Raw genomic sequence first — 17,985 nt, 5'->3', positions numbered from 1 at the left:
AGCGGCCGTATGCGGTTCGGTTGCCGAAATCGCTTTACTCGTGCCAAGGAGCCTTTTCGTCGACAGGCACGCCGTCGGTCATTGTGTAGTGCGCGAGGCTCCCCGCTTTTGTCTGGATGCAGATGAAGCGAATCGACGAGTCGGCGGCTGCACGAATCGCACGGCGGCCTTCCGGCGAAATGCGGAACCAGTCGCCGGCCGTGATTGCATGGACTTCGCCGTCGATATAGAGCTCGCCTTTTCCTTCGAGAACGCCGTAAAGCTCTTCATTTTCCGTGTGCTTGTGCACGAACGGGACGGCCGCGCCTGCCGGGAGTTCGTTTACGGACACTTCCGAACCCGTCAGGTTGAGCAGATCGTGAAGTTCCGTGCGGGGAGCGGCGGCAACATGGGTGAGCTTGAAGTTTTCGGTCATTTTGGATCTCCTTGCGCTCTTTCAGCGCTATTAAGTTCGTATGCGAACAATATAGTTCGTACGCTAATGATTGTCAAACTCCCTGCAGATCTAAACGAACAATTCGGCCCCTTAGACTGTCAAATCGGCTCGATCGAACGTTAGCGACCTTGGTCATGCCAAGAGCTGCTCGAAGTCTTTCACAAACACAGGCACGCGCCGAGCATTCGTTCACGGAACATCTTTATCGGGCCAACGGGACGCAGAAAATCCGCATTGGCTGAGTTTGAACGAGCGCGGAATAAGTGTCTAAAACCATTTGAAGTCCGACCGCGATACGCCCATGGCAAAACGCATTTCCAATAACCGCCTCGTCTGGCAAGTTGTGCTTGAAGTCGACCGCACGAGATCAACACGGTCGAGTGCTTCCAAAAGCGTTCGAATCGAGTCGCGCGAGAAGCCAGCTGTCGACAATCACAGCAATGAGGTCGACGCTGCGGCATTGATCCCACGCGCGAGCACACCGGTCAAATTTTTAGCGCATCGAGCTCGCCTTGAATGAAACGCTCGTATTCCGACACGAAAGCATCAAGCCCGTATTCACCTTTTTCAACGAGCTGCATCTTCGTCTCGAAGAACGCCGTCATCGCGGCGCTTCGCACCTTGGGAGAGGCCTTCAGAAGTACGCTTCGTCCGAGCTCGGTGCAGTGGAGCTTCCTGCCTTCGGAAGCCAGGTACGTTTTACGCTTCAATTCCTGGATGATCGCCGCGCGCGTCGCGGGCGTGCCGATGCCGCCCGCTTCCTTGAGCTTCGCTTGGAGCTGCGGATCTTCGAACGAGCGCCAGATGTTTTCCATCGCGGCGATGAGCGTCCCTTCAGTGAAGTAGGCGGGCGGCTTCGTTTTGTCTTCTTTGCCTTCGACTGCCTTTACCTCAACCGTCTCGCCCTTTGTCAGCGACGGGAGCGTCTGACTCGAAGAGTCGTCTTCACCTTTCTTTTCGGCCGCATCTTCTTTCTTGTCGAAAAGGACCTTCCAGCCTTTCCTGACAACGACCTTGCCTTTGGCAACAAACTTCTCGTCTCCGATCTGAAGCTCTACGGTCGTTTCGTCGAACTCGTGCACGGGAAAGAACTGCGCAATGTAGCGCCTTGCAATGAGACGGTAGAGCTTTTGCTCGCGATCCGAGAGCTTCGACCAATCGACGACGTTTGCGACCGGCACGATCCCGTGGTGCGCCGTTACCTTCTTGTCGTTGAAGGTCGGACTTTTGATCGACGTGTCCGCCCGCTCGACAGCTTTGGCGGTCGCCGGGAACGTTTTCGCTATGGCAGCGAGTACGGCCGGCGCTTCGGCGTGCTGCGACTCAGGCAGATAAGCACAGTCCGTTCGCGGATAGCTCGTGATCTTGTGCGTCTCGTAGAGCGACTGGCAGACCTTGAGCGTGTCGTCGGCCGTCATGCCGTATAGGCGATTTGCTTCCACCTGAATGTCGGCGAGCGAATAGACCTTGGGCTGAAAGGCTTTTCGGCGCTTTGTTTCGGCAGAAAGGACGAGCGCCGTCTTTTCCTTCGCGAGCCGCTCGACGAGCTCATGCCCAAGCTTGAGGTCCAAGAGGAGCTTCCCTTCCTCATCCATGCCCGACTGCCCGGGCTTGGGCTTCCACCTCGCACGAAATGGAACACCCGCTTTTTCGAGAAGCGCCGAAATCGCGAGGTAGGACTTCGGCACAAAGTTTCGGACAGCGTAGTCGCGGCGCGCAACCATTGCGAGGGTCGGCGTCTGCACGCGTCCGACGGCAATCAATCGGCTTTTGCCGTCTTCGCTCTTGCTTGTCAGCGTGTACGCGCGAGAAAGATTCATGCCCAGAAGCCAGTCCGCGCGTGAGCGCCCGCGTGCCGCATCCCGCATGCCCGCGTAGTTGACGTTTTCCTTGAGGTGCGCGAGTCCCTTTTTAATCGACACCGGGTCGATCGCCGATACCCAAAAGCGCTTCACGGGCTTACGGCACTTGAAATGCTCGAGCACCTCGTCAACGAGGAGCTGCCCTTCTCTATCCGGGTCGCCCGCGTTCACAACCACATCGCTCGCGCGAATGAGCTTGCCGATCGTCGCGAGCTGCGTCTTGATGCCCTTTTCCTTCTTCACGATCGAGAGCCACGCTTTCGGAAAAATCGGCAGATCCTGCAGCCGCCAAATTTTCGAGCCCTTCTTCGTCTTCGGAATGTCGTCGGGCAGATACGCGTCGGGTTCGGCCTGTTCCAAAAGATGCCCGAAGCACCAGGTAACGGTCGCGCCGCCTCGGCACTCGATGAAGCCGTTGCCGCGCTTCACGACGCCGAGCCCTTCGGCAATGGCTTTGGCAAGCGACGGTTTTTCTGCAATGTAGAGCGTACTTTGGTGCGAACTGGCGGCGGTCATGCGAACAAAAACCTCGTGACTGCGTAAGGAGGCCTCAAGTTTATTCGCGTTAGAAGTAAATGCCGTCGTTTGAGATCGCGTCGATCAACAGTTCCTCAAACCGAGTCAGCGTTTTTCGGCATGAGCGGCTGCGAGAAGTGCAATTTCACGCGCCGCGTTTGAGCGTCGCAAGCGACCGTCTCTTTGTCGACCTCCAGAACAAATCCGTTCTCACAATGAATCTTGAAGTTCTCGATCTTCCGAATGACTGAGCTGGCCGGGAGAACGCGAGGTCGCTCCGCGGGTTTGAGCGCGAGCGCGTCCCGGTCGCAGTAGTAATAGCCGACCTCATCGATACAGATTGCCGAATCCTCGCAGGCGACGACAACCGAAGCGGCAGAACCGGGCACTACGGATGCACGCAGGTACATGTCGGCCTTTTCGCCGTCATAGCGAATCGCCGAATGACCAACCGGAAAGACGCTGTCCATACGCTTCCCAATCAGGCTGCGAAGCGGTTCAACCGCTCGAAAGTTTCCGCCTGTCCGAACTTTTTCGAACATATGACGCACAGCTTTGAATCCAGCAGCTCGACCGTATTCGTAGTTGCTCCACGACGCTGAGGCTGCTTCTTCGGCATCGTCGTAGGCCGAGCACGAAGGTTCGTCGCCTTCAAACACGCTTGTCGTCACAAAAGGATTCGCGCCGGCTTTAAGCAGATCACCAACGACGTCGTGCATGCCGACGATACGCTGTCGATACCGCAGGACCGCTTTGAGAACCGATGCGCCGAATACGCCGTGCTCACGCGAAGCATCGAAGCCATTCGCCAGAAAAAGTGCAACGAGCTGACGGATGTAGGCCCAGAAATTCGTATGGTCCTCGTCATCGCCCGCTCACTCTTCAAAGCATTCTTCCGAAATAAAGTACGCAAGAAAAGGAACGGCAATGGCATGTTCATTACCAGCTATCGAGCCGGCTGTATTGGCATCAAAGCCCTCAGCAAAAGCGCGCCGAAAGGCGTCAAGCCTCGCCTCATCGGGCAATGCCGTGAGCTCAGCAAGCAACTTGTTGCCCGATTGACCAAAATCCGTACCGGTCATGCGTTTTTCCTCAAGGAGCGATCCCAATATTTTCGCTGATCCGCCCGAATGAACGTACAGTGTTGCTTTCGGCGTTGCCGTTCTTCAAACGCGGTATTGAACAAAAGCCGCCGTTTCCTCAACAACAGTGGAAACGGCTGCCATTTCATTCTGCTCTGCGTCCGCAATCTCGGACGCTTCCAGCGATTACGGCTTAATCAGCGCTTCGGGCACGAGCGGATTGCAATCGATCAGCTCAAGCTTCTTCACCATCTCAAGCGTGCCGGTCTTGTACTTCTTGAAGTGCGGCGTCTGAATGTGGTGCTTGTATGCCGCGTCGCTCGCATAGATCTCGAGAATCGTGAACTGCGTCGGATCCTTCTTTTCCTGGACGCTGTAGAGCACGCGCACGCCCGGTTCCTTCTTCATCGATTCGCGGCCTACTTCGGCCGCAAAGACCTTGTACTCCTCTACGCGCGCGGGATCGACCGTGATCCGCGAGACGCGCACGATGTTCTCGGCATACTTGGCAAAGTCGACCGCCTCGGCTGCGGGCTCAGCAGCATAAGCCTCTCCCATTGCCACACAGGCGGCCGCACCGGCCAGAATCGCATTCAGCTTCTTCATGGTTGTTCTCTCAAAATAGTGGTGTTTGTTGATGCCTTTTCATCGGTGACCGCCGCCGACAGGACTCGACTCGTCCCTCAACCCACCTTTTTGGCGGAAGCGGCAAACGCCGCCGCCTCCGGACCGACGATGAGACCGCTCGCGATCACGTCGCAGAGGCGCGTCGAAATCGATCCGCACACTGCGCCCGCGGCATAAAGCCCCGGAATGGCCGAATCGTCGGCAGCGCGAAGCACCCGAAAGTCGGGATCCACCTCGAGGCCGCCTTCGGTCTTGAAGCTCACCGGATAGCTCGGCTTCGAAATATAGAAGGGCCCCTTGAGCGCACGGAAAAGCTTGTCCTTGCGCCCGAAAGCACTGTCGCGGCCGGCCGCCGCATCGGCCGCAATGGCCTCCAGCGTTTGCCGCAAGCCGTTGGGATCGACCCCGACCTTTTGAGCGGCCGCTTCAATCGTTTCGCCCTTAACCAGCCCGCCCGCCGCCAGCAAATCTGCGTAACGCCAGCGCGCGGCGTTCGATCCCGTGAAAGTCGCTTCGTCAAAGACGACGTAAGCACCGTCGATTTGGTTTCTCAAACAAGCAAGTGCGCACCCCGTGTAGCGAGAAGCATGTTCGTCGCAGAAACGCTTCCCCGACTTGTCGACGAGGTAGGCGGTGTCCGTGTCGAACAGAAGCCACGATGCGCTTTTTTCGCCTTTGCGCGGCGCGGCAAAGAGTTTAGGCATCGATTCCATATCTTCGACGGCAGCCCCGCCTAAGCGGCCGAGTCGAATGCCGTCGCCGTCGTGACCGTCGGGCACGCCCTCGCCCACCGCCGAAAAACCCTTCGGCACGTCGGCCCAGACGCGCTTGTAGCGGCGCATCATGTCCTTGTTGTCGATAAAGCCGCCCGAAGCAATCACGACTGCGTCTGCCGCAATTCGAACGGTCTTCTCCTGGATCTTTGCCGTTGCGCCCGTGACGCGAACCGCGTCGGGCGGTGCGCCTGGCGTCCGGTCTTCTTCGGTTTCGAGCGAAACCGCTCGAGCACCGGTATGGACCTCAACGCCGAGCTTATTCAATTCAACGCCGATGGCCTTCACGAAGGTCGACATGGAACCCGGTTTCGTCGGGAGCAAAAAAGGCTGCCCTGGGTTGATCGGCAGGAATTCGATCCCGAAAGACGCAAGAAGCGCCGGCACTTCGGGCGACATCTCCGCGGAGCGCTTCATCACGCGGGGATCGTGCTTCATGAAGCCCGCGTAGACGGGCGACATCGGGCTGTTGTCTCGCACTTTTGAGAGCGGCTCGTCCGTGAGACCCGCTTCGATCTGCCTCCAATAAGCTTCAAGCGAAGCGTCGCCCGAGAAGTTCTGCGCCTTGTGCACGATCGACTCGGCCGAGGCGATGATGCCGGCCGAAAGGAGTCCGTCGCCGCCCGTATAAGCGCGACGCTCTAGGAGAACGACTTTCGCCCCCGAACGTGCGGCCGTGAGCGCCGTCGTGAGCCCCGCAAAGCCTCCCCCGATCACGAGGACGTCGGTCACGATGTCTGCGTGACGTTCAGCAGCGTGCGTACCGGGAGAAGCGAGCGTCCCAGAGAATCCCGCTGCCGCCGGAAGAAGTGCCGATTTGAGAATCGCTCGTCTTTTCATTTTGGAATCCTTCTTGCCGCCTTGCTGGCGCTCTTCCTTGCACAGGTCGATCAACGCGTGAATGCCGACGGATCGATGCACGCTACTTTTAGCGGCGTTGCCTGCCACTTCGCGCAGTTCCCCGCTTTGAGGGGATCGAGCTCGAGCACGCTTTCAAGCGCCTCGGGCGAGGCCGCTTCCGCGATCAGCATGCCGCCCGTGCCGTCGCCGTAAGCACCGAACATCGAAAAGTCGCCCGTCTCGAAATGAGCGTTCAAGTACGCGAGGTGTGCGGCAAGGTGCGGCTTAGCCGCCTCTCGTTCATGAATACGGACGTCAACGAGAAACTTCATGGCTTATGCCTCCGCTTTTTCGATGGATGCAATAACTGCGGCAAGTCTTTCGGCATGCTTTTGGGCAGCCTGCGCGAGCGCTTCGCGCCCCTCGTCGCCGCCCAAAACCATCGCGGTCGTCCCGTATGTCGCCACCGGATCGAGCATTTCCATGCCGCAAAGCGAGGCCGTCTGGCGCAGCGGCGGCATGAACGCTTCAAGCGGCCAGTTCATCGGCATGCCTTCTGCATAGGCCGCTTCGGGCGCACCCGTTGTCAGCGAAACAACAAGTTTCTTGCCGCGAAGCGCCGTGCCGTTCGAGCCATGCGCAAAGCCGCGCAGGAAGACGCTGTCGATCCAGGTCTTCATGAGGCCGGGAACCGAATACCAGTAAAAAGGAAAGTGCCAGACGATGATGTCGGCATCGCGAAGCGCCGCCTGCTCGGCCTCAACGTCAAAACCGGCAGGACTGTCTGCCTTGCGTTCAGCAAGCGTTCTCACGATCGCGTCGGGACGTTGCTTCAAAAACGCATTGAGGATCGCTTTCCCGGCCGCCGACTCCTTCGGCGTCGGATGTCCGTTGATGACAAGAACCTTCATGTCTTTCTCTCCCTGTCGGTGTTCAATACGCTTTGAAGCCGTGCCTTGCTGCACGTGGACTGCCGCGGCGGGTACGTCCAATCAAGGCGGTCTTTGCGTCCGACAACACGCGGGCGAAAACAGCCTCAAAACGTTTTTGACATTTTCCTTGCCAAACCCAGTCGAACCAAACGTTTATCGGCTCAACTTTTTGCGCTTTTCGATCAATTCGAGTCAATCAGCCGCTTTTTATGTCGCATCTGACGCCGTGTTTTCTAGAATGAGTTCGACGGACGGCGCGCCTCCTCATGCCGCCCAGGAAGGAACCGCAGGACTTTTCGACATGCCGCTTACTTCACCTACTTCGATTGCTTCATGCTCGCAGCCGAACGCATCCGCATCAGCGCTGCCGCTCGATGCGCCGAACTCGGGCGAACAGTCCTCGCCCTCGGACGCTGGCGATTCCGGACTCATTCGCGAAGCTGCAGACCTCATCCTTCGGTACACTGCGGGCACGGGTGTTTTTCCGAGCGCCGTCCCCGGCCTCACGCTCTACCGCCTCGCGTCGAACGACTTCATTGAACGGTCGGCTGGCGAAGTGATGACTTCTTTCATCGTGCAGGGCCACAAGACGACCGCAATCGGCGGACGGCTTCTTGAATACGGGCCAGGCGAAAGTCTCGTCTGCGGCATTGCATCGCCCTCTGAATTTCATCCGATCGACGCCTCGAGTGAACATCCGTTTCTCGCGATTTCCGTTTCGCTTGACCCGGCTGTCCTCATGGAGTACGCAGGCGCCCTTTCCGCGCTCGGTCAACCCAAACCGAAAACGCAGACGCCAGCAGGCGTTTTTGTGATTCGTCCCGACGAGGAACTCGCGCGCGCTTTTGTCTCGCTCTTGCGGCTTCTTGATCGCCCGAAACTCCTCGCCATTCGTGCGCCGCTTCTCATGCGCGACCTGCACGCGCTGCTCCTCGATTCGTCCTGCGGCGAAGCGCTTCGCGCACTCGCGAGCGCTGGTTCCGAAGGCCATGCGGTGCTCAATGCCGCCAACTGGATCCGCAGCAACTACGCCGAACGGTGCTCGATGGAAACGCTTGCCGAACGCGCCAACCTGTCGAGCGCGACGTTCTACCGGCGATTCCGAGAGCTCACGGGCTTCTCGCCCGTGCAGTTCCGTATGCGGGTTCGATTGTTCGAAGCGCGCCGACTGCTGCTTTCAAAACGCAGCAACGTGAGTTCCACCGCTTTTCGCGTGGGCTACGACAGTGCTGCGCAGTTCGTGCGCGACTATAAGCGCCTCTTTGGCGATGCGCCGCTTCGCGACATCAAGCGTCTTTTGAGCAGCGCCGACGAGACTTCAAGTGCTGCAGACGACCGTTAGGCTTTTCTTCTCCGCGTATTGCGCTCGAGCAGACGCAAGAAAGCCCGACGAGTTCGTGGCTCTTCGGGCTCTTTCACTGTAGACAGCTCGTTATTCGGTGAAATTCAGGCGGAGACAGCGTTCGAATCTTCGGCACTCCGTGTTGTAAAAGTGTCTCGTCCCGAGTTAACGTAACGGCAGGAAATCGGTCAGATTCTGGAGTCCGGTGCAAATTCATCACCGAGCCTTCGGGCGGTAATAGCGCAGGTCACGACCGATTTTCTTTTTTTCCCGATTTTTACGCAGGCATCCCAAAGCATCGTTCGAGATGCCTGTTCTTAGTGCGCGCGCCGCACTCGCCTTCGCTGCGTTCGCAATCAGCGCGCGAGGAGCGCCTGGTAGCCTTTGAAAACGGCCTCCCAGTTTTCGATCACTTCAATGTAAAGGCGCATCATTTCCTTCACGGGACCGTCTTCAAGCCCTTCAACGGCGGGCTTCAAGCGTGCGACCCAAAGAAGATTCGCGTCCGCATACTCCTTGGCGACCACATAGGCTTCGTCGGTGTCTTCCGAACGTTCGGCGACCGTATTGAAGACGTACTCGGCAAGCCCCAATTCGCTCGCGAGGTGGTCGACCGGAAGCGCAAAGCTCTGCGGCATCACGCGCATGATTTGAACCCAGCTCGTCATGCGGGCAACGGAATCCGGCGCATCCTTCAGAACGGCGATGGGCCAATCGTGCTCGAAAAGCGAAAGCTTCGGTGCTGCCAGGTTGAACACCTTGTCGAAGTCTGCCGCAAATTCTGCGAAAGTCCAGTTGTAGACCTTCTTGTACGCAAACGCGTCTTTCGCTGTCGGATCTGTGCGACCGAACGCGAGATCCACCCCCATTTTGAGGAGATTCAACTGCTCGAGCTGCACGGCGAAAGTGTCGCGCGAAGGCGCTTCTGAAAGCGCTTCCCCCATTTCACCGAAACGATCGGCCATGTAATGAAGGGTTTTGACGAAATTTTCGAGTTCGGCGGAAGCGGGCATCGGTCGTCTCCTGGCGTGCTGTTGGACGCGCTGATTTGTCGTTGTGGTTTTTCGAACGGTTCTTGCGACTGCAGCGAAGGTCGATCAAAGCGCCCGATCCTCGCCGCATCCTGCCGATGAATCCTACACGCCGTCTTTTACGCGAAGCTGAGGGTCTTTTCCGGAAAAAGCCTCTTCGCGACCGGTAGCCCGAATCCACTGATACACGCTCGACCAACGCGAAAGTACGTTCATGTTTACCCGCACAGACTTTCCCGTCTTACGCGAGAAAACGGGCATTTCTAGAATTTAGACTCTGGCTTTAACGCCGTTACCGCATCTGGCTAGAAGCGATTCCGCTTTCGCTTCCTCAACGTTCGCCGTCGCACGATGCTCGTTCTTTGCCGAGGCATTGGAGCGCACATGGCGGCGAACGTTCGAACGGTCCTCTTCTCTCTTCGACCTGTTTCTCGTTTGCTTGCGTTGCCCACGAGCAGCCGCTTCGCCCCGCCTCGGTCGTTGTCAACATTCTGAAGAAACGTTCATCAAAATGAAAACCCAGATCACCGCTTTTGCCGCCACCCTCTTCTTCGCTCTCAATGTTCAGGCTGCCGACGCCGTCTCGAGCGCGACCGTCAAGGTCAATGTCGAAGGCACCGAAATGCCTGCGAATGTTGACGCCGTCACCTCCGCTTCCGTCGTGCCCGAAGCTTATCGCCAGGCTGTGAAGCCCAACGGCTTCACCCGCGAAGGCAACAAGGTGCGCGTCCTCTTCGTCGTAGGCGACCCGCGCCACGAATCCGTCGAATGGGACCTCGTCAACACGGCCATGAAGCACTTTATGGACAAAGGCTGCGAAGTGGAACTGCGCGACCTTTACGCAATCGGCTGGAACCCCGTGATCACGCGCGAGACGTTCTTCCAGGCGAAGGACGGCTTCGGAAAGACCCCGAAGGATGTCGCCGTTGAGCAGCTCATGGTTGCACCCGCCGACTACATCGTCTTTGCGTACCCGAACTGGCACGACACGCCGAACGCCATGGTCAAAGGCTACATGGAACGCGTCTTCCAGAAGCAGTTCGCCTACCGCGATACCGACAAGGGCCTCGAAGGCCTCATGAAAGGCAAAGCCTTCTACACGATCATGAACTGCGGCTGGATCGGCCGCGGTCGCGGCGGACTTGGCGACGGCATCGACAAAAACCCGATTTGGGACAAGTACCTCACGGCCTTCAAGACGCTCGACGACGACACCGCGGGCTTCTGGGGCATGACGAGCTTGGGGCGCTTCTGCAACGACCAGACGCCTGCCAACGCTTCGAAAAACTACGGCAAGGAAATCGAAGCGCTTCGCGCCGATCTCGTGAAGCACCTCGACAAGACGTTCAAGTACACGAAGTAACGCTGCCGGCCTTTTGCCGCTTGCAGTCAATATAGTGAGTGCGATCCGTCTCGTTGCTGATAGGACCGCACAAAGGACGCGAGGCCGACGGGCATTTCCCGCCGGCCTCGGCTTCATTTGGAGAACAGGGCTGCTGATGCTGCAAGGCGCTTCGTTACGCAGCGTTCTTCGCGCGGATGTAGTCCTGCAGATCCTTGATCGTAATGAAGGGCATCGACCACTTCTGAGCAAGCTTCATGAGTTCAGGCGTACGCAGCATTTCGCCGTTGTCGCCCATGATTTCGCAGCAAAGGCCGCAGGGCTGCAACCCCGCCAAGCGGCAGAGGTCGACCGTCGCCTCGGTATGACCGTTGCGCTCAAGCACCCCGCCCGCTTTCGCGCGCAGCGGGAACATGTGGCCCGGGCGACGGAAGTCTTCGGGCTTCGCAGCCGGATCGATGCACTTCATGGCCGTGAGCGAGCGGTCGAACGCCGAAATCCCCGTCGACGTTTCAACGTGGTCGATCGAAACGGTAAAAGCCGTTTCGTGATTGTCGGTGTTCTTCGCCACCATGGGCGGCAGCGCAAGACGGTCGGCCAATTCACCCGTCATCGGCATGCAGATAAGGCCGCGACCTTCGATCGCCATGAAGGCGACGTTTTCGGGCGTAGCGAACTCTGCCGCGCAGATGAAGTCGCCCTCGTTTTCACGATCGGGATCGTCCGTCACGAGGATGATGCGGCCGGCGCGCAATGCTTCGAGCGCTTCGTCAATGGTGCTGAAGGACATCGGGATTTGCTCCTTTGTTCTGGTTCACGATTGAAGTTCGGTACTTTGGACTCGGGACACGGAGAACGCTGGTCGCAAAAAAGCCCCGAGGCCGTAACACGACATCCTCAGGGCGCAGTACTACTTCGAAATAGTCGAAGCTTTTGAAGCGCTTGACTGTCTCCGGACCCGCCGAAAAGCAGCCCTCTGGGGCAGACTCAACGATAAGGCGCGGCACGACCGCAATCCGTCAGTCTGTGCAGCAACTGCCTAAAACGAAATGCGCAACGCAATTTGTTTGGGCTTCGGCTGTGGCATAGTCACTCAAGCGCTTCAACACCTTCTTCCATCCCGACTATACGGTCGGCACCGGATTTTCACCGGTTCTGCGCGAGACGTCGACGTCTCGGGCTCGCGGGCTTTACCGCCGGTGGAGAATCGCACTCCGCCCTGAAGATGTGGTTGTCAAAATGACACAGGGCGAAATATTCGCATCGCGCAAATAGCTTGTCAATACCCTTAAGAGATTTGCTTAGAAGGATATCCTTTCCCGATACTGAGCGAAGCGGCGCTCAAGAAGTTCTGGACTGGGCGTAAAGTGCCGCGAAAGTTGCAGCGCCGCTCCGTTGATGGATTCGAAAAAGCTTTGAAGGCGCGAATCCTCGGCGCCAACGCGGAGTTCACGGGAAACATGCACGCGACGCTCCCCGTCAATGCCGATCAAGAAGCAGTCATACGCGCGGTGCAGGAGGCTATTGAGCGCAATGCCGTTGGCGGGCTGCAACCGCAAACTCTCGTCCTCGGCCCAAGGAATGATGTGGGCAGCTTCGACGAGTGTCGCACTTTTGAGACCCGAGACGGCGCACCGGTTCCCGTAGCCTGCAAGGATCATCGTGCGAAAGAATTGCTGCGAAACGCGCACCTTTTGATGGACGAGCCTCTCCTCAGCTGCTGCAGCCTGCGGTTGAGATTCAGGTCCCGTTCCCAAGAGAAAAGCAAGATCAAGATTTCGATCGACAGCAATTTTCTCGGCATCGGACACGAGCGGCGCGACAGATTGCGCTCCGCGACCATTTCCGATGTACCGCTCCCAAACAGCGCGATCAACTTTGGAAATATTCGAGAGGCCGTTAATGCCGCGAGCTTGAAGCGACGCGTCGCAATGCCCCAGGTTGCCAAGCTTGAAGGACACGGCACCAGGCGTTCGGCCGATGAGATTGGCGAACTCGACGACCTTCGGATTTCTCGCGCTGATCGACGCGAATGGCAGCGACAGATAGAGAACGAGCGCGAGCGTCACCTCCTCTTCCGACCAATTCGAATTCCGAGCCATATCGATCCCAATGTCAACAGATAGAGAGACCTCGTACTCTATATGCAGCCTTGAGCTGGCATCAAGCTGCGGACACCTCGCAGAAGCCTAATCAGTGCGCAAGTCGCCGTCGAGCGCACCTCTCAGGTAGTCGTAAATATCAGACCGAACTGGCGTTTCGAGTCGATACCTTACTTCGAAGGCATTAAATTCTCCGGGCTTAGCGTTGCTCGAAGGCACTGACACAGGAATCGGCTGCCCTTGCGCCTCGATTTCACCGAGGAAATAGAAGGCCTTCGCCTCATTGTCGTCCTTGCTTCTTCGAACAAAAAGGAAAATCCGATTGCCGGCATTGGCTGCGCCCCGCTTAAAGAATCGATCGACGTCAACGCTATCAACACTTCGATTCGACTTTGAACACGCCATCAAAACCGAATCCGACAAGAAACGGTCCGCGTATTGAATAGCATCGACCTTCTTTTCGTAATTGATGAAAACCGGAAGCGTCTTCGTAGCAACATCGTAGGCGTAGCCACCGATCGTCTGCGCGTTGAGGTTTCTCGGCCAATTAAGCAGCCGACAGACCTCTTCGTACGTGTACTTTTCGTAGAGGCAGAAAGCCGTGTCCCGGTACTCGTGCCCGCTCAAGCGCTCTTCAAAAAGCCGCCGCATAAGCGCCAAGTATTCGCGGCACGCCGTCTCAAAGTCAGGTTCGTCACAAAGCCGCTTCCGCCAGTCGGCGTGCATGCGCCAATCCCCTGCTCCGTTGGGCTCCAAGAACACCGCCCGCATGAAGGCCGGCATCACGGCGTCGCGTGTCTGCGTGAACGCATTTGTGAGGACGCGAATGGCGCTCGCCCAGTCGGCATCCGGAATCTGGCGGCACGACGATTGCGCATTACGCGCTTTTGCTTCGGCAAGAACTGCGGAGCACCCATCCATCGCCGCCTCGAGAAGCAGTATCTCGGCTTCTCGGAGACCTTTGCCGATGCGCGCGAGGCCAGCCAGACGGTCCAAGACCTCATCGCCCGAAAGCTTCAATGCAACATCCGGGAAGTGTTTTGCGACAAATGCTTCATAGGAATTGCAGCCTTGCGAACGCAAGTACTTCGTCGGATCGATGGACGCGTGGTCTAGAAAATCCGTGAGCTGCGGACGACGGCCGATTTTGCGGCGCAGCATCTCGAAGTGCGTCTTCAAAAGCCGAATGCTGTTCGTCTTCGCTGTTTCAATGGATTTAAAAATCCGCTCGCGCGAAATCTCGTCGAAATGAATTGTTGCGGCACCCGGCATCACGCGGCTGCCAGAGAGAAGCTCGCGTCGAATGTCGTCCTTGTTGTAGGTGCGGTTGCCCGTGAGCGCAATTGGAATCAGATAGTTGTTGTCGTACGCCCCAATGAAGTCGAGGATGACGACGAAATCCTTGTTTTCCGCCTTGCGCAGGCCGCGGCCAAGCTGCTGAATAAAAACGATTGAACTCTGCGTTTCACGCAGAAAAATCACCTGGTTGACTTCCGGAATGTCTACGCCCTCATTGAAGATATCAACCGTGATGAGGTAGTCGAGCTTGCCCGTCTCGGGCACTGCTTCCTTTTCACCAGGCACTTCAATGCCTTCAAAGAGCGCGGGCTGCTTGGCTTCGTGTACGTCACCGCTTTCTCGCTCGTCCATCACGAGCCGCGCAATCGCTGCCTCGCGCGCATTAATGGATTCTTTCCCGGAGAGCGCCTTTGTGCGAAGGCCTCGCGCGTTGAGTGCGGCTTCAAGGCGAAAAGCTTCCTTGACGTCTTTGGCAAAGATGAGCCCCTTGACGCAGCTGCCGCTGTAGCCGTAGTAGTCGGCGTTGTCGATGATCGCATCGACGCGCTCTTCAAACGGCAAGTCGACCGCCTCCGCGATGCCGAAGTAATGAAACGGGCAAAGAAGATCTTCGTCAAGCGCCTCCTGCAGCCGAATTTCGCAGGCGATGTTGTGCCCAAAGAGCGCATAGACGTCAAAACCGTCCATGCGATCGGGGCTTGCGGTCATGCCGAGCCAGAAGTCGGGCTCAAGCGTCGCCATGATGCGCTGATAGCTCTCCGCCCCAGAGCGATGGCTTTCGTCGATGATCACCCAGTCGAAGGCCGCTGCCTTTGCCCTTTGCAGAATGTCCGGACGAGAGAGCGTCTGCACGGTCGTAAAAACCGCACTCGGCGTGAAGTCCTTTTGAGCCGTCGTTCCGGACACAACGCCGTACGTGTACGCGTCACCCAAAACGCGACGAAAGCTTTTCATTGCCTGACGCGCGATTTGCTCGCGGTGAACGACAAAGAGAAGACGTTTGGGCTTCACTGCTTGCACGGCAAAAGCAGCCGCGTATGTCTTCCCAGTTCCCGTCGCAGAAATAAGGAGCGCACGCTTTTCACCTTGCTCAATCAGCCGCTCGATATTGCGGATAAAGCGCCGCTGCATTTTGTTCGGATTAAGACGCTCGGCTTGCCGCACGGCGTCTTTTCCGACGGCGTTGCGCAGAATCGGCCGGCGCACTTTGTATTCGGCTTCGTAGTTCGGGAGCACATCGTCGAGCGCCTTCGATTCACGCGCGTTCCAGAGCGCATCGAAATTCCTAAAGGCACTCTTTGCGAACTCGCCGTTCGCGGCCGATGCGAGCTTCACATTCCATTCTTGGTTGACGGTGAGCGCGCTCCCGGTGATGTTGGAACTCCCGAGAAGCAGGTGATCCACGCCGTCGGCATGCCGAAAGAGGTAGCCCTTCGTATGAAAGCCCACTCGCGCTTCACTCGTGCGAAAAAGACGCACCTCAAGGTTTTTGAGGCCGCGCAGCTTCTTTAAGGCTGCGGGCTCCGTAAACCCCAAATAGTCCGTCGTGAGGATGCGCCCGCGCACGTTGCGCTTTTCCGCTTCGCGCAGCACCTGCAGCAAGGGCGTCACGCCAGAGAGCGAAATGAACGCAACGCTAATTGAAAAGCTTGTGCAGTCCTTGAGTTCCTCCTCGAGCGCACAAAGGAACTTTTCACCTTCTTTAGGGGCATTCCGCAGGAACATCGGTCGCGTCTCGAGAGACGAGTCCGCCCTGCCGTCGATAAAGGCGGTGTTGAGCGACGCTTTAAGCGTTAGGAGGACGTCACGTGCAGGCGGTCGAATATCCATGACGAAGGCGGACTTAACGAAGTTTGAATACGCAGCGGCTTTTTCGCAGCCTATCACACTCCAAAACGATTCCCACAATACAGGCAGCATTCGCGCTTTCATTTGTAGAAAGCACACCAAACTGCCGCTCTACCTCTCTCGGCGGCAGATGCCGAATCGCAATTACGTTCTTATGTCCTCTGGTCACCGGCGTTTCTATTCTGGTAACGGTGCTCGCACGACTTACGACGAAATACTGAATTTCCTCAGTATTTCTTTGGAGACCACTCGCTTGATTTATTTAACGATCGATATAAAATTATCTCTGTAGCGATTGCTACAGATTGATTTAAGGAGATTCAAATGAGCGAATGCAGCTGCGCAAACGCCAAAGTGGTTTCGGTCGACGAGTACAACGCCGTGATCGAAGCAGCCCGCCACTACGTCGATGGACTGCGTACGGGAGACGCTGAAACGGTCGCAAAGGCGTTTCACAAAGACGCGATCATGTACGGACTTGCCGGCGGCAAATCTCTGCTCGGCGGCCCTATCGGCAACCTCTATGACTTTGTGCGCCAGAACGGCAGCGCGCCCGACATCAAGACCCGCATCGATGTGCTTGCCATCACGCCCACGACTGCTGTGGTGAGAATCGACATGGAAAAGGATGCGATTGGCGCCGACTACAACGACTACCTGACTTTCATCAAACTCGACGGCCGCTGGCAGGCAATTGCCAAAGTCTTCCATCAATTCAATTGCTGATGTCTGTCCGCTCTTAAAAATCTCGGGCCTCTACGCGAGGCCCTTTTTGACGCCTACCGATATGAAAAACCTGTTCTTCAGCTTCGTGATCTTGACCGGTCTAGTCGGTTGTTCCGGCCAGACACCCGTCGCACTTGCCAACGGCGACCAAGGAAGACTCGTGCGGTTTTCTAACGAAGGATTGACGCCCTTCTCGTACGGTCCGTTGTTTGCCCGGGTGGACGTACTGGAAGGGCAACCCGAATTTAAAGTGACAAGCGTTGATAAAACGGGCAGCGTTCGATCGGGATTTTGGGAAAGTACGCGAGGCAAGTGGCATTTCACGACGGCGGACGACCACTGGGAGTACTGCCACATTGTGGAAGGCGTTTCTGAAATTACCGAAGACGGCGGCGTACCGCAGCGCTTCACCGCGGGGCAGAGCTTCATTCTGCATCCGGGCTTTTCCGGGATCTGGCACGCTATCGAACCGACCAAGAAGGAATTCGTCATCGTCAATCCGCAACGTGACGTCAAGTAAGAGTCTTTTTCTCTCCTTCTAACGAGGAACAAAAATTGAACAATGTATTGATTATTGACGGCAGCGCCAAATGGCACGGCTCGGGCGGGACATTGACCCGCAGTTTCGTCGAACTCGCTACCGACGTTTTGAAGTCGCTCGGTCATCAAGTGACGGTAACCTGCGTGGATTGCGACTTTTCCGTTGACGAAGAAGTGAAGAAAATCCTGGCGGCGGACACCATCCTTGTGCAGTTTCCTGCCTGGTGGATGAATCCGCCCTGGCAATTCAAGCGCTACGAGGATGAAGTGTTTCTCGATCCGCGCATCAACGGAGGAGACGGGCGCTCTCGCTCGGACGCTACCCGCCTTTACGGCCGCGGCGGCGTGTGCATCAACAAGACCTATATGCTGAGCTCGACATGGAATGCGCCGCAGGAAGCTTTTGAAGATCCTCTGCAGTTCTTTGACGGGAAAGGCATTGATGCGGTACTGATGCCGGTGCACAAGACCTTCGAGTTTCTCGGCATGCGGCCGTTGCCTTCCTTTATGGCGAACGACGTATTGAAAAATCCTCGGATAGCGGTAGACCTGGATCGCTTCAAGATCCATCTGATCCGGTATTTTGCTTCGTCGAACTGATTCTTGACGACCAATGCCAACTGTGATGCGCCGGGTGCGAAACATCTCAGCGTTTTGGCGTAAGCCGTCAAAAGCCATCCCGAACTT

General features: G+C 57.1%; 17 protein-coding genes and 1 riboswitch. Of the genes, 6 read left to right on the top strand and 11 right to left on the bottom strand.

Going from position 1 to position 17,985, the window contains the following annotated elements:
* Positions 1 to 34: 34 nt before the first annotated feature.
* From H6A60_RS06885 to H6A60_RS06875, 3 genes are all read right to left on the bottom strand, one after another.
* On the bottom strand, positions 35 to 415 hold the full coding sequence (locus H6A60_RS06885; protein ID WP_205102682.1) for a cupin domain-containing protein: 381 nt from the start codon (positions 413 to 415) through the stop codon (positions 35 to 37).
* Positions 416 to 921: 506 nt separating this feature from the next.
* Positions 922 to 2,814, bottom strand: coding sequence for a DNA topoisomerase 3 (locus H6A60_RS06880; RefSeq protein WP_205102680.1), 1,893 nt, complete (start codon positions 2,812 to 2,814; stop codon positions 922 to 924).
* A 95-nt stretch (positions 2,815 to 2,909) separates the two neighbouring features.
* Positions 2,910 to 3,533 carry a hypothetical protein gene (locus H6A60_RS06875; RefSeq protein ID WP_205102677.1) on the bottom strand — a complete coding sequence of 208 codons (624 nt, stop codon included), beginning with the start codon at positions 3,531 to 3,533 and terminating at the stop codon, positions 2,910 to 2,912.
* On the opposite strand from H6A60_RS06875, the gene H6A60_RS06870 reads away from it, so the two are divergent.
* Complete coding sequence (locus H6A60_RS06870; protein WP_205102676.1) at positions 3,528 to 3,935, top strand: hypothetical protein; 408 nt, start codon at positions 3,528 to 3,530, stop codon at positions 3,933 to 3,935. The genes H6A60_RS06875 and H6A60_RS06870 overlap by 6 nt on opposite strands.
* A 147-nt stretch (positions 3,936 to 4,082) precedes the next feature.
* Here the strand turns inward: H6A60_RS06870 and H6A60_RS06865 are convergent, their stop codons facing one another.
* The 4 genes from H6A60_RS06865 to H6A60_RS06850 form a co-directional block, all read right to left on the bottom strand.
* Positions 4,083 to 4,502 (bottom strand): putative quinol monooxygenase, encoded by a 420-nt coding sequence (locus tag H6A60_RS06865; protein WP_205102675.1) that lies wholly within the window; start codon positions 4,500 to 4,502, stop codon positions 4,083 to 4,085.
* Between the two features lie 77 nt (positions 4,503 to 4,579).
* Positions 4,580 to 6,136 (bottom strand): FAD-dependent oxidoreductase, encoded by a 1,557-nt coding sequence (locus H6A60_RS06860; protein ID WP_205102674.1) that lies wholly within the window; start codon positions 6,134 to 6,136, stop codon positions 4,580 to 4,582.
* A 50-nt stretch (positions 6,137 to 6,186) separates the two neighbouring features.
* Entirely contained in the window at positions 6,187 to 6,468 is a 282-nt protein-coding gene (locus H6A60_RS06855; RefSeq protein WP_205102673.1) for a YciI family protein, read from the bottom strand.
* Positions 6,469 to 6,471: 3 nt separating this feature from the next.
* Entirely contained in the window at positions 6,472 to 7,047 is a 576-nt protein-coding gene (locus tag H6A60_RS06850; protein ID WP_205102672.1) for an NAD(P)H-dependent oxidoreductase, read from the bottom strand.
* 322 nt (positions 7,048 to 7,369) lie between these two features.
* Here H6A60_RS06850 and H6A60_RS06845 point away from each other — a divergent pair, with 322 nt between their 5' ends.
* Positions 7,370 to 8,410: an AraC family transcriptional regulator gene (locus H6A60_RS06845; RefSeq protein WP_205102671.1), complete on the top strand. Its 1,041-nt coding sequence runs from the start codon at positions 7,370 to 7,372 to the stop codon at positions 8,408 to 8,410.
* Positions 8,411 to 8,766: 356 nt separating this feature from the next.
* Here H6A60_RS06845 and H6A60_RS06840 read toward each other — a convergent pair whose 3' ends face one another.
* Positions 8,767 to 9,423, bottom strand: a complete 657-nt coding sequence (locus tag H6A60_RS06840) for a hypothetical protein (protein WP_205102670.1) — start codon at positions 9,421 to 9,423, stop codon at positions 8,767 to 8,769.
* 529 nt (positions 9,424 to 9,952) lie between these two features.
* Between H6A60_RS06840 and H6A60_RS06835 the strand changes: the two genes are divergently transcribed.
* Positions 9,953 to 10,804 (top strand): NAD(P)H-dependent oxidoreductase, encoded by an 852-nt coding sequence (locus tag H6A60_RS06835; RefSeq protein WP_205102669.1) that lies wholly within the window; start codon positions 9,953 to 9,955, stop codon positions 10,802 to 10,804.
* Positions 10,805 to 10,958: 154 nt separating this feature from the next.
* On the opposite strand, the gene ribB is transcribed toward H6A60_RS06835, so the two are convergent.
* The 3 genes from ribB to H6A60_RS06820 form a co-directional block, all read right to left on the bottom strand.
* Positions 10,959 to 11,573 carry a 3,4-dihydroxy-2-butanone-4-phosphate synthase gene (gene ribB / locus H6A60_RS06830; protein WP_205102668.1) on the bottom strand — a complete coding sequence of 205 codons (615 nt, stop codon included), beginning with the start codon at positions 11,571 to 11,573 and terminating at the stop codon, positions 10,959 to 10,961.
* Positions 11,574 to 11,886: 313 nt separating this feature from the next.
* Positions 11,887 to 12,014, bottom strand: a riboswitch (FMN riboswitch).
* A gap of 70 nt (positions 12,015 to 12,084) precedes the next feature.
* Positions 12,085 to 12,444 (bottom strand): HNH endonuclease, encoded by a 360-nt coding sequence (locus H6A60_RS13995; protein WP_369126652.1) that lies wholly within the window; start codon positions 12,442 to 12,444, stop codon positions 12,085 to 12,087.
* Between the two features lie 528 nt (positions 12,445 to 12,972).
* Complete coding sequence (locus tag H6A60_RS06820; RefSeq protein ID WP_205102666.1) at positions 12,973 to 16,014, bottom strand: DEAD/DEAH box helicase; 3,042 nt, start codon at positions 16,012 to 16,014, stop codon at positions 12,973 to 12,975.
* A 342-nt stretch (positions 16,015 to 16,356) separates the two neighbouring features.
* Here H6A60_RS06820 and H6A60_RS06815 point away from each other — a divergent pair, with 342 nt between their 5' ends.
* The 3 genes from H6A60_RS06815 to H6A60_RS06805 all read left to right on the top strand — a co-directional run bounded on the left by H6A60_RS06815 (position 16,357) and on the right by H6A60_RS06805 (position 17,898).
* Positions 16,357 to 16,758 (top strand): nuclear transport factor 2 family protein, encoded by a 402-nt coding sequence (locus H6A60_RS06815; protein ID WP_205102665.1) that lies wholly within the window; start codon positions 16,357 to 16,359, stop codon positions 16,756 to 16,758.
* A 61-nt stretch (positions 16,759 to 16,819) separates the two neighbouring features.
* Positions 16,820 to 17,278 (top strand): cupin domain-containing protein, encoded by a 459-nt coding sequence (locus H6A60_RS06810; RefSeq protein WP_205102664.1) that lies wholly within the window; start codon positions 16,820 to 16,822, stop codon positions 17,276 to 17,278.
* A gap of 35 nt (positions 17,279 to 17,313) precedes the next feature.
* Complete coding sequence (locus H6A60_RS06805) at positions 17,314 to 17,898, top strand: NAD(P)H-dependent oxidoreductase (protein WP_205102663.1); 585 nt, start codon at positions 17,314 to 17,316, stop codon at positions 17,896 to 17,898.
* The last annotated feature ends 87 nt before the right edge of the window (positions 17,899 to 17,985 follow it).

Origin of the sequence: Sutterella massiliensis (assembly GCF_016899755.1) — a bacterium.
Classification (GTDB): Bacteria; Pseudomonadota; Gammaproteobacteria; order Burkholderiales; family Burkholderiaceae_F; genus Sutterella; species Sutterella massiliensis.
This window is presented reverse-complemented; position numbering and strand designations above follow the sequence as displayed.

Coding starts and splice junctions, on each gene's coding strand:
- H6A60_RS06885 (WP_205102682.1), bottom strand. CDS start 415: ATGACCGAAAACTTCAAGCTCACCCATGTTGCCGCCGCTCCCCGCACG.
- H6A60_RS06880 (WP_205102680.1), bottom strand. CDS start 2,814: ATGACCGCCGCCAGTTCGCACCAAAGTACGCTCTACATTGCAGAAAAA.
- H6A60_RS06875 (WP_205102677.1), bottom strand. CDS start 3,533: ATGCACGACGTCGTTGGTGATCTGCTTAAAGCCGGCGCGAATCCTTTT.
- H6A60_RS06865 (WP_205102675.1), bottom strand. CDS start 4,502: ATGAAGAAGCTGAATGCGATTCTGGCCGGTGCGGCCGCCTGTGTGGCA.
- H6A60_RS06860 (WP_205102674.1), bottom strand. CDS start 6,136: ATGAAAAGACGAGCGATTCTCAAATCGGCACTTCTTCCGGCGGCAGCG.
- H6A60_RS06855 (WP_205102673.1), bottom strand. CDS start 6,468: ATGAAGTTTCTCGTTGACGTCCGTATTCATGAACGAGAGGCGGCTAAG.
- H6A60_RS06850 (WP_205102672.1), bottom strand. CDS start 7,047: ATGAAGGTTCTTGTCATCAACGGACATCCGACGCCGAAGGAGTCGGCG.
- H6A60_RS06845 (WP_205102671.1), top strand. CDS start 7,370: ATGCCGCTTACTTCACCTACTTCGATTGCTTCATGCTCGCAGCCGAAC.
- H6A60_RS06840 (WP_205102670.1), bottom strand. CDS start 9,423: ATGCCCGCTTCCGCCGAACTCGAAAATTTCGTCAAAACCCTTCATTAC.
- H6A60_RS06835 (WP_205102669.1), top strand. CDS start 9,953: ATGAAAACCCAGATCACCGCTTTTGCCGCCACCCTCTTCTTCGCTCTC.
- ribB (WP_205102668.1), bottom strand. CDS start 11,573: ATGTCCTTCAGCACCATTGACGAAGCGCTCGAAGCATTGCGCGCCGGC.
- H6A60_RS13995 (WP_369126652.1), bottom strand. CDS start 12,444: ATGATCCTTGCAGGCTACGGGAACCGGTGCGCCGTCTCGGGTCTCAAA.
- H6A60_RS06820 (WP_205102666.1), bottom strand. CDS start 16,014: ATGGATATTCGACCGCCTGCACGTGACGTCCTCCTAACGCTTAAAGCG.
- H6A60_RS06815 (WP_205102665.1), top strand. CDS start 16,357: ATGAGCGAATGCAGCTGCGCAAACGCCAAAGTGGTTTCGGTCGACGAG.
- H6A60_RS06810 (WP_205102664.1), top strand. CDS start 16,820: ATGAAAAACCTGTTCTTCAGCTTCGTGATCTTGACCGGTCTAGTCGGT.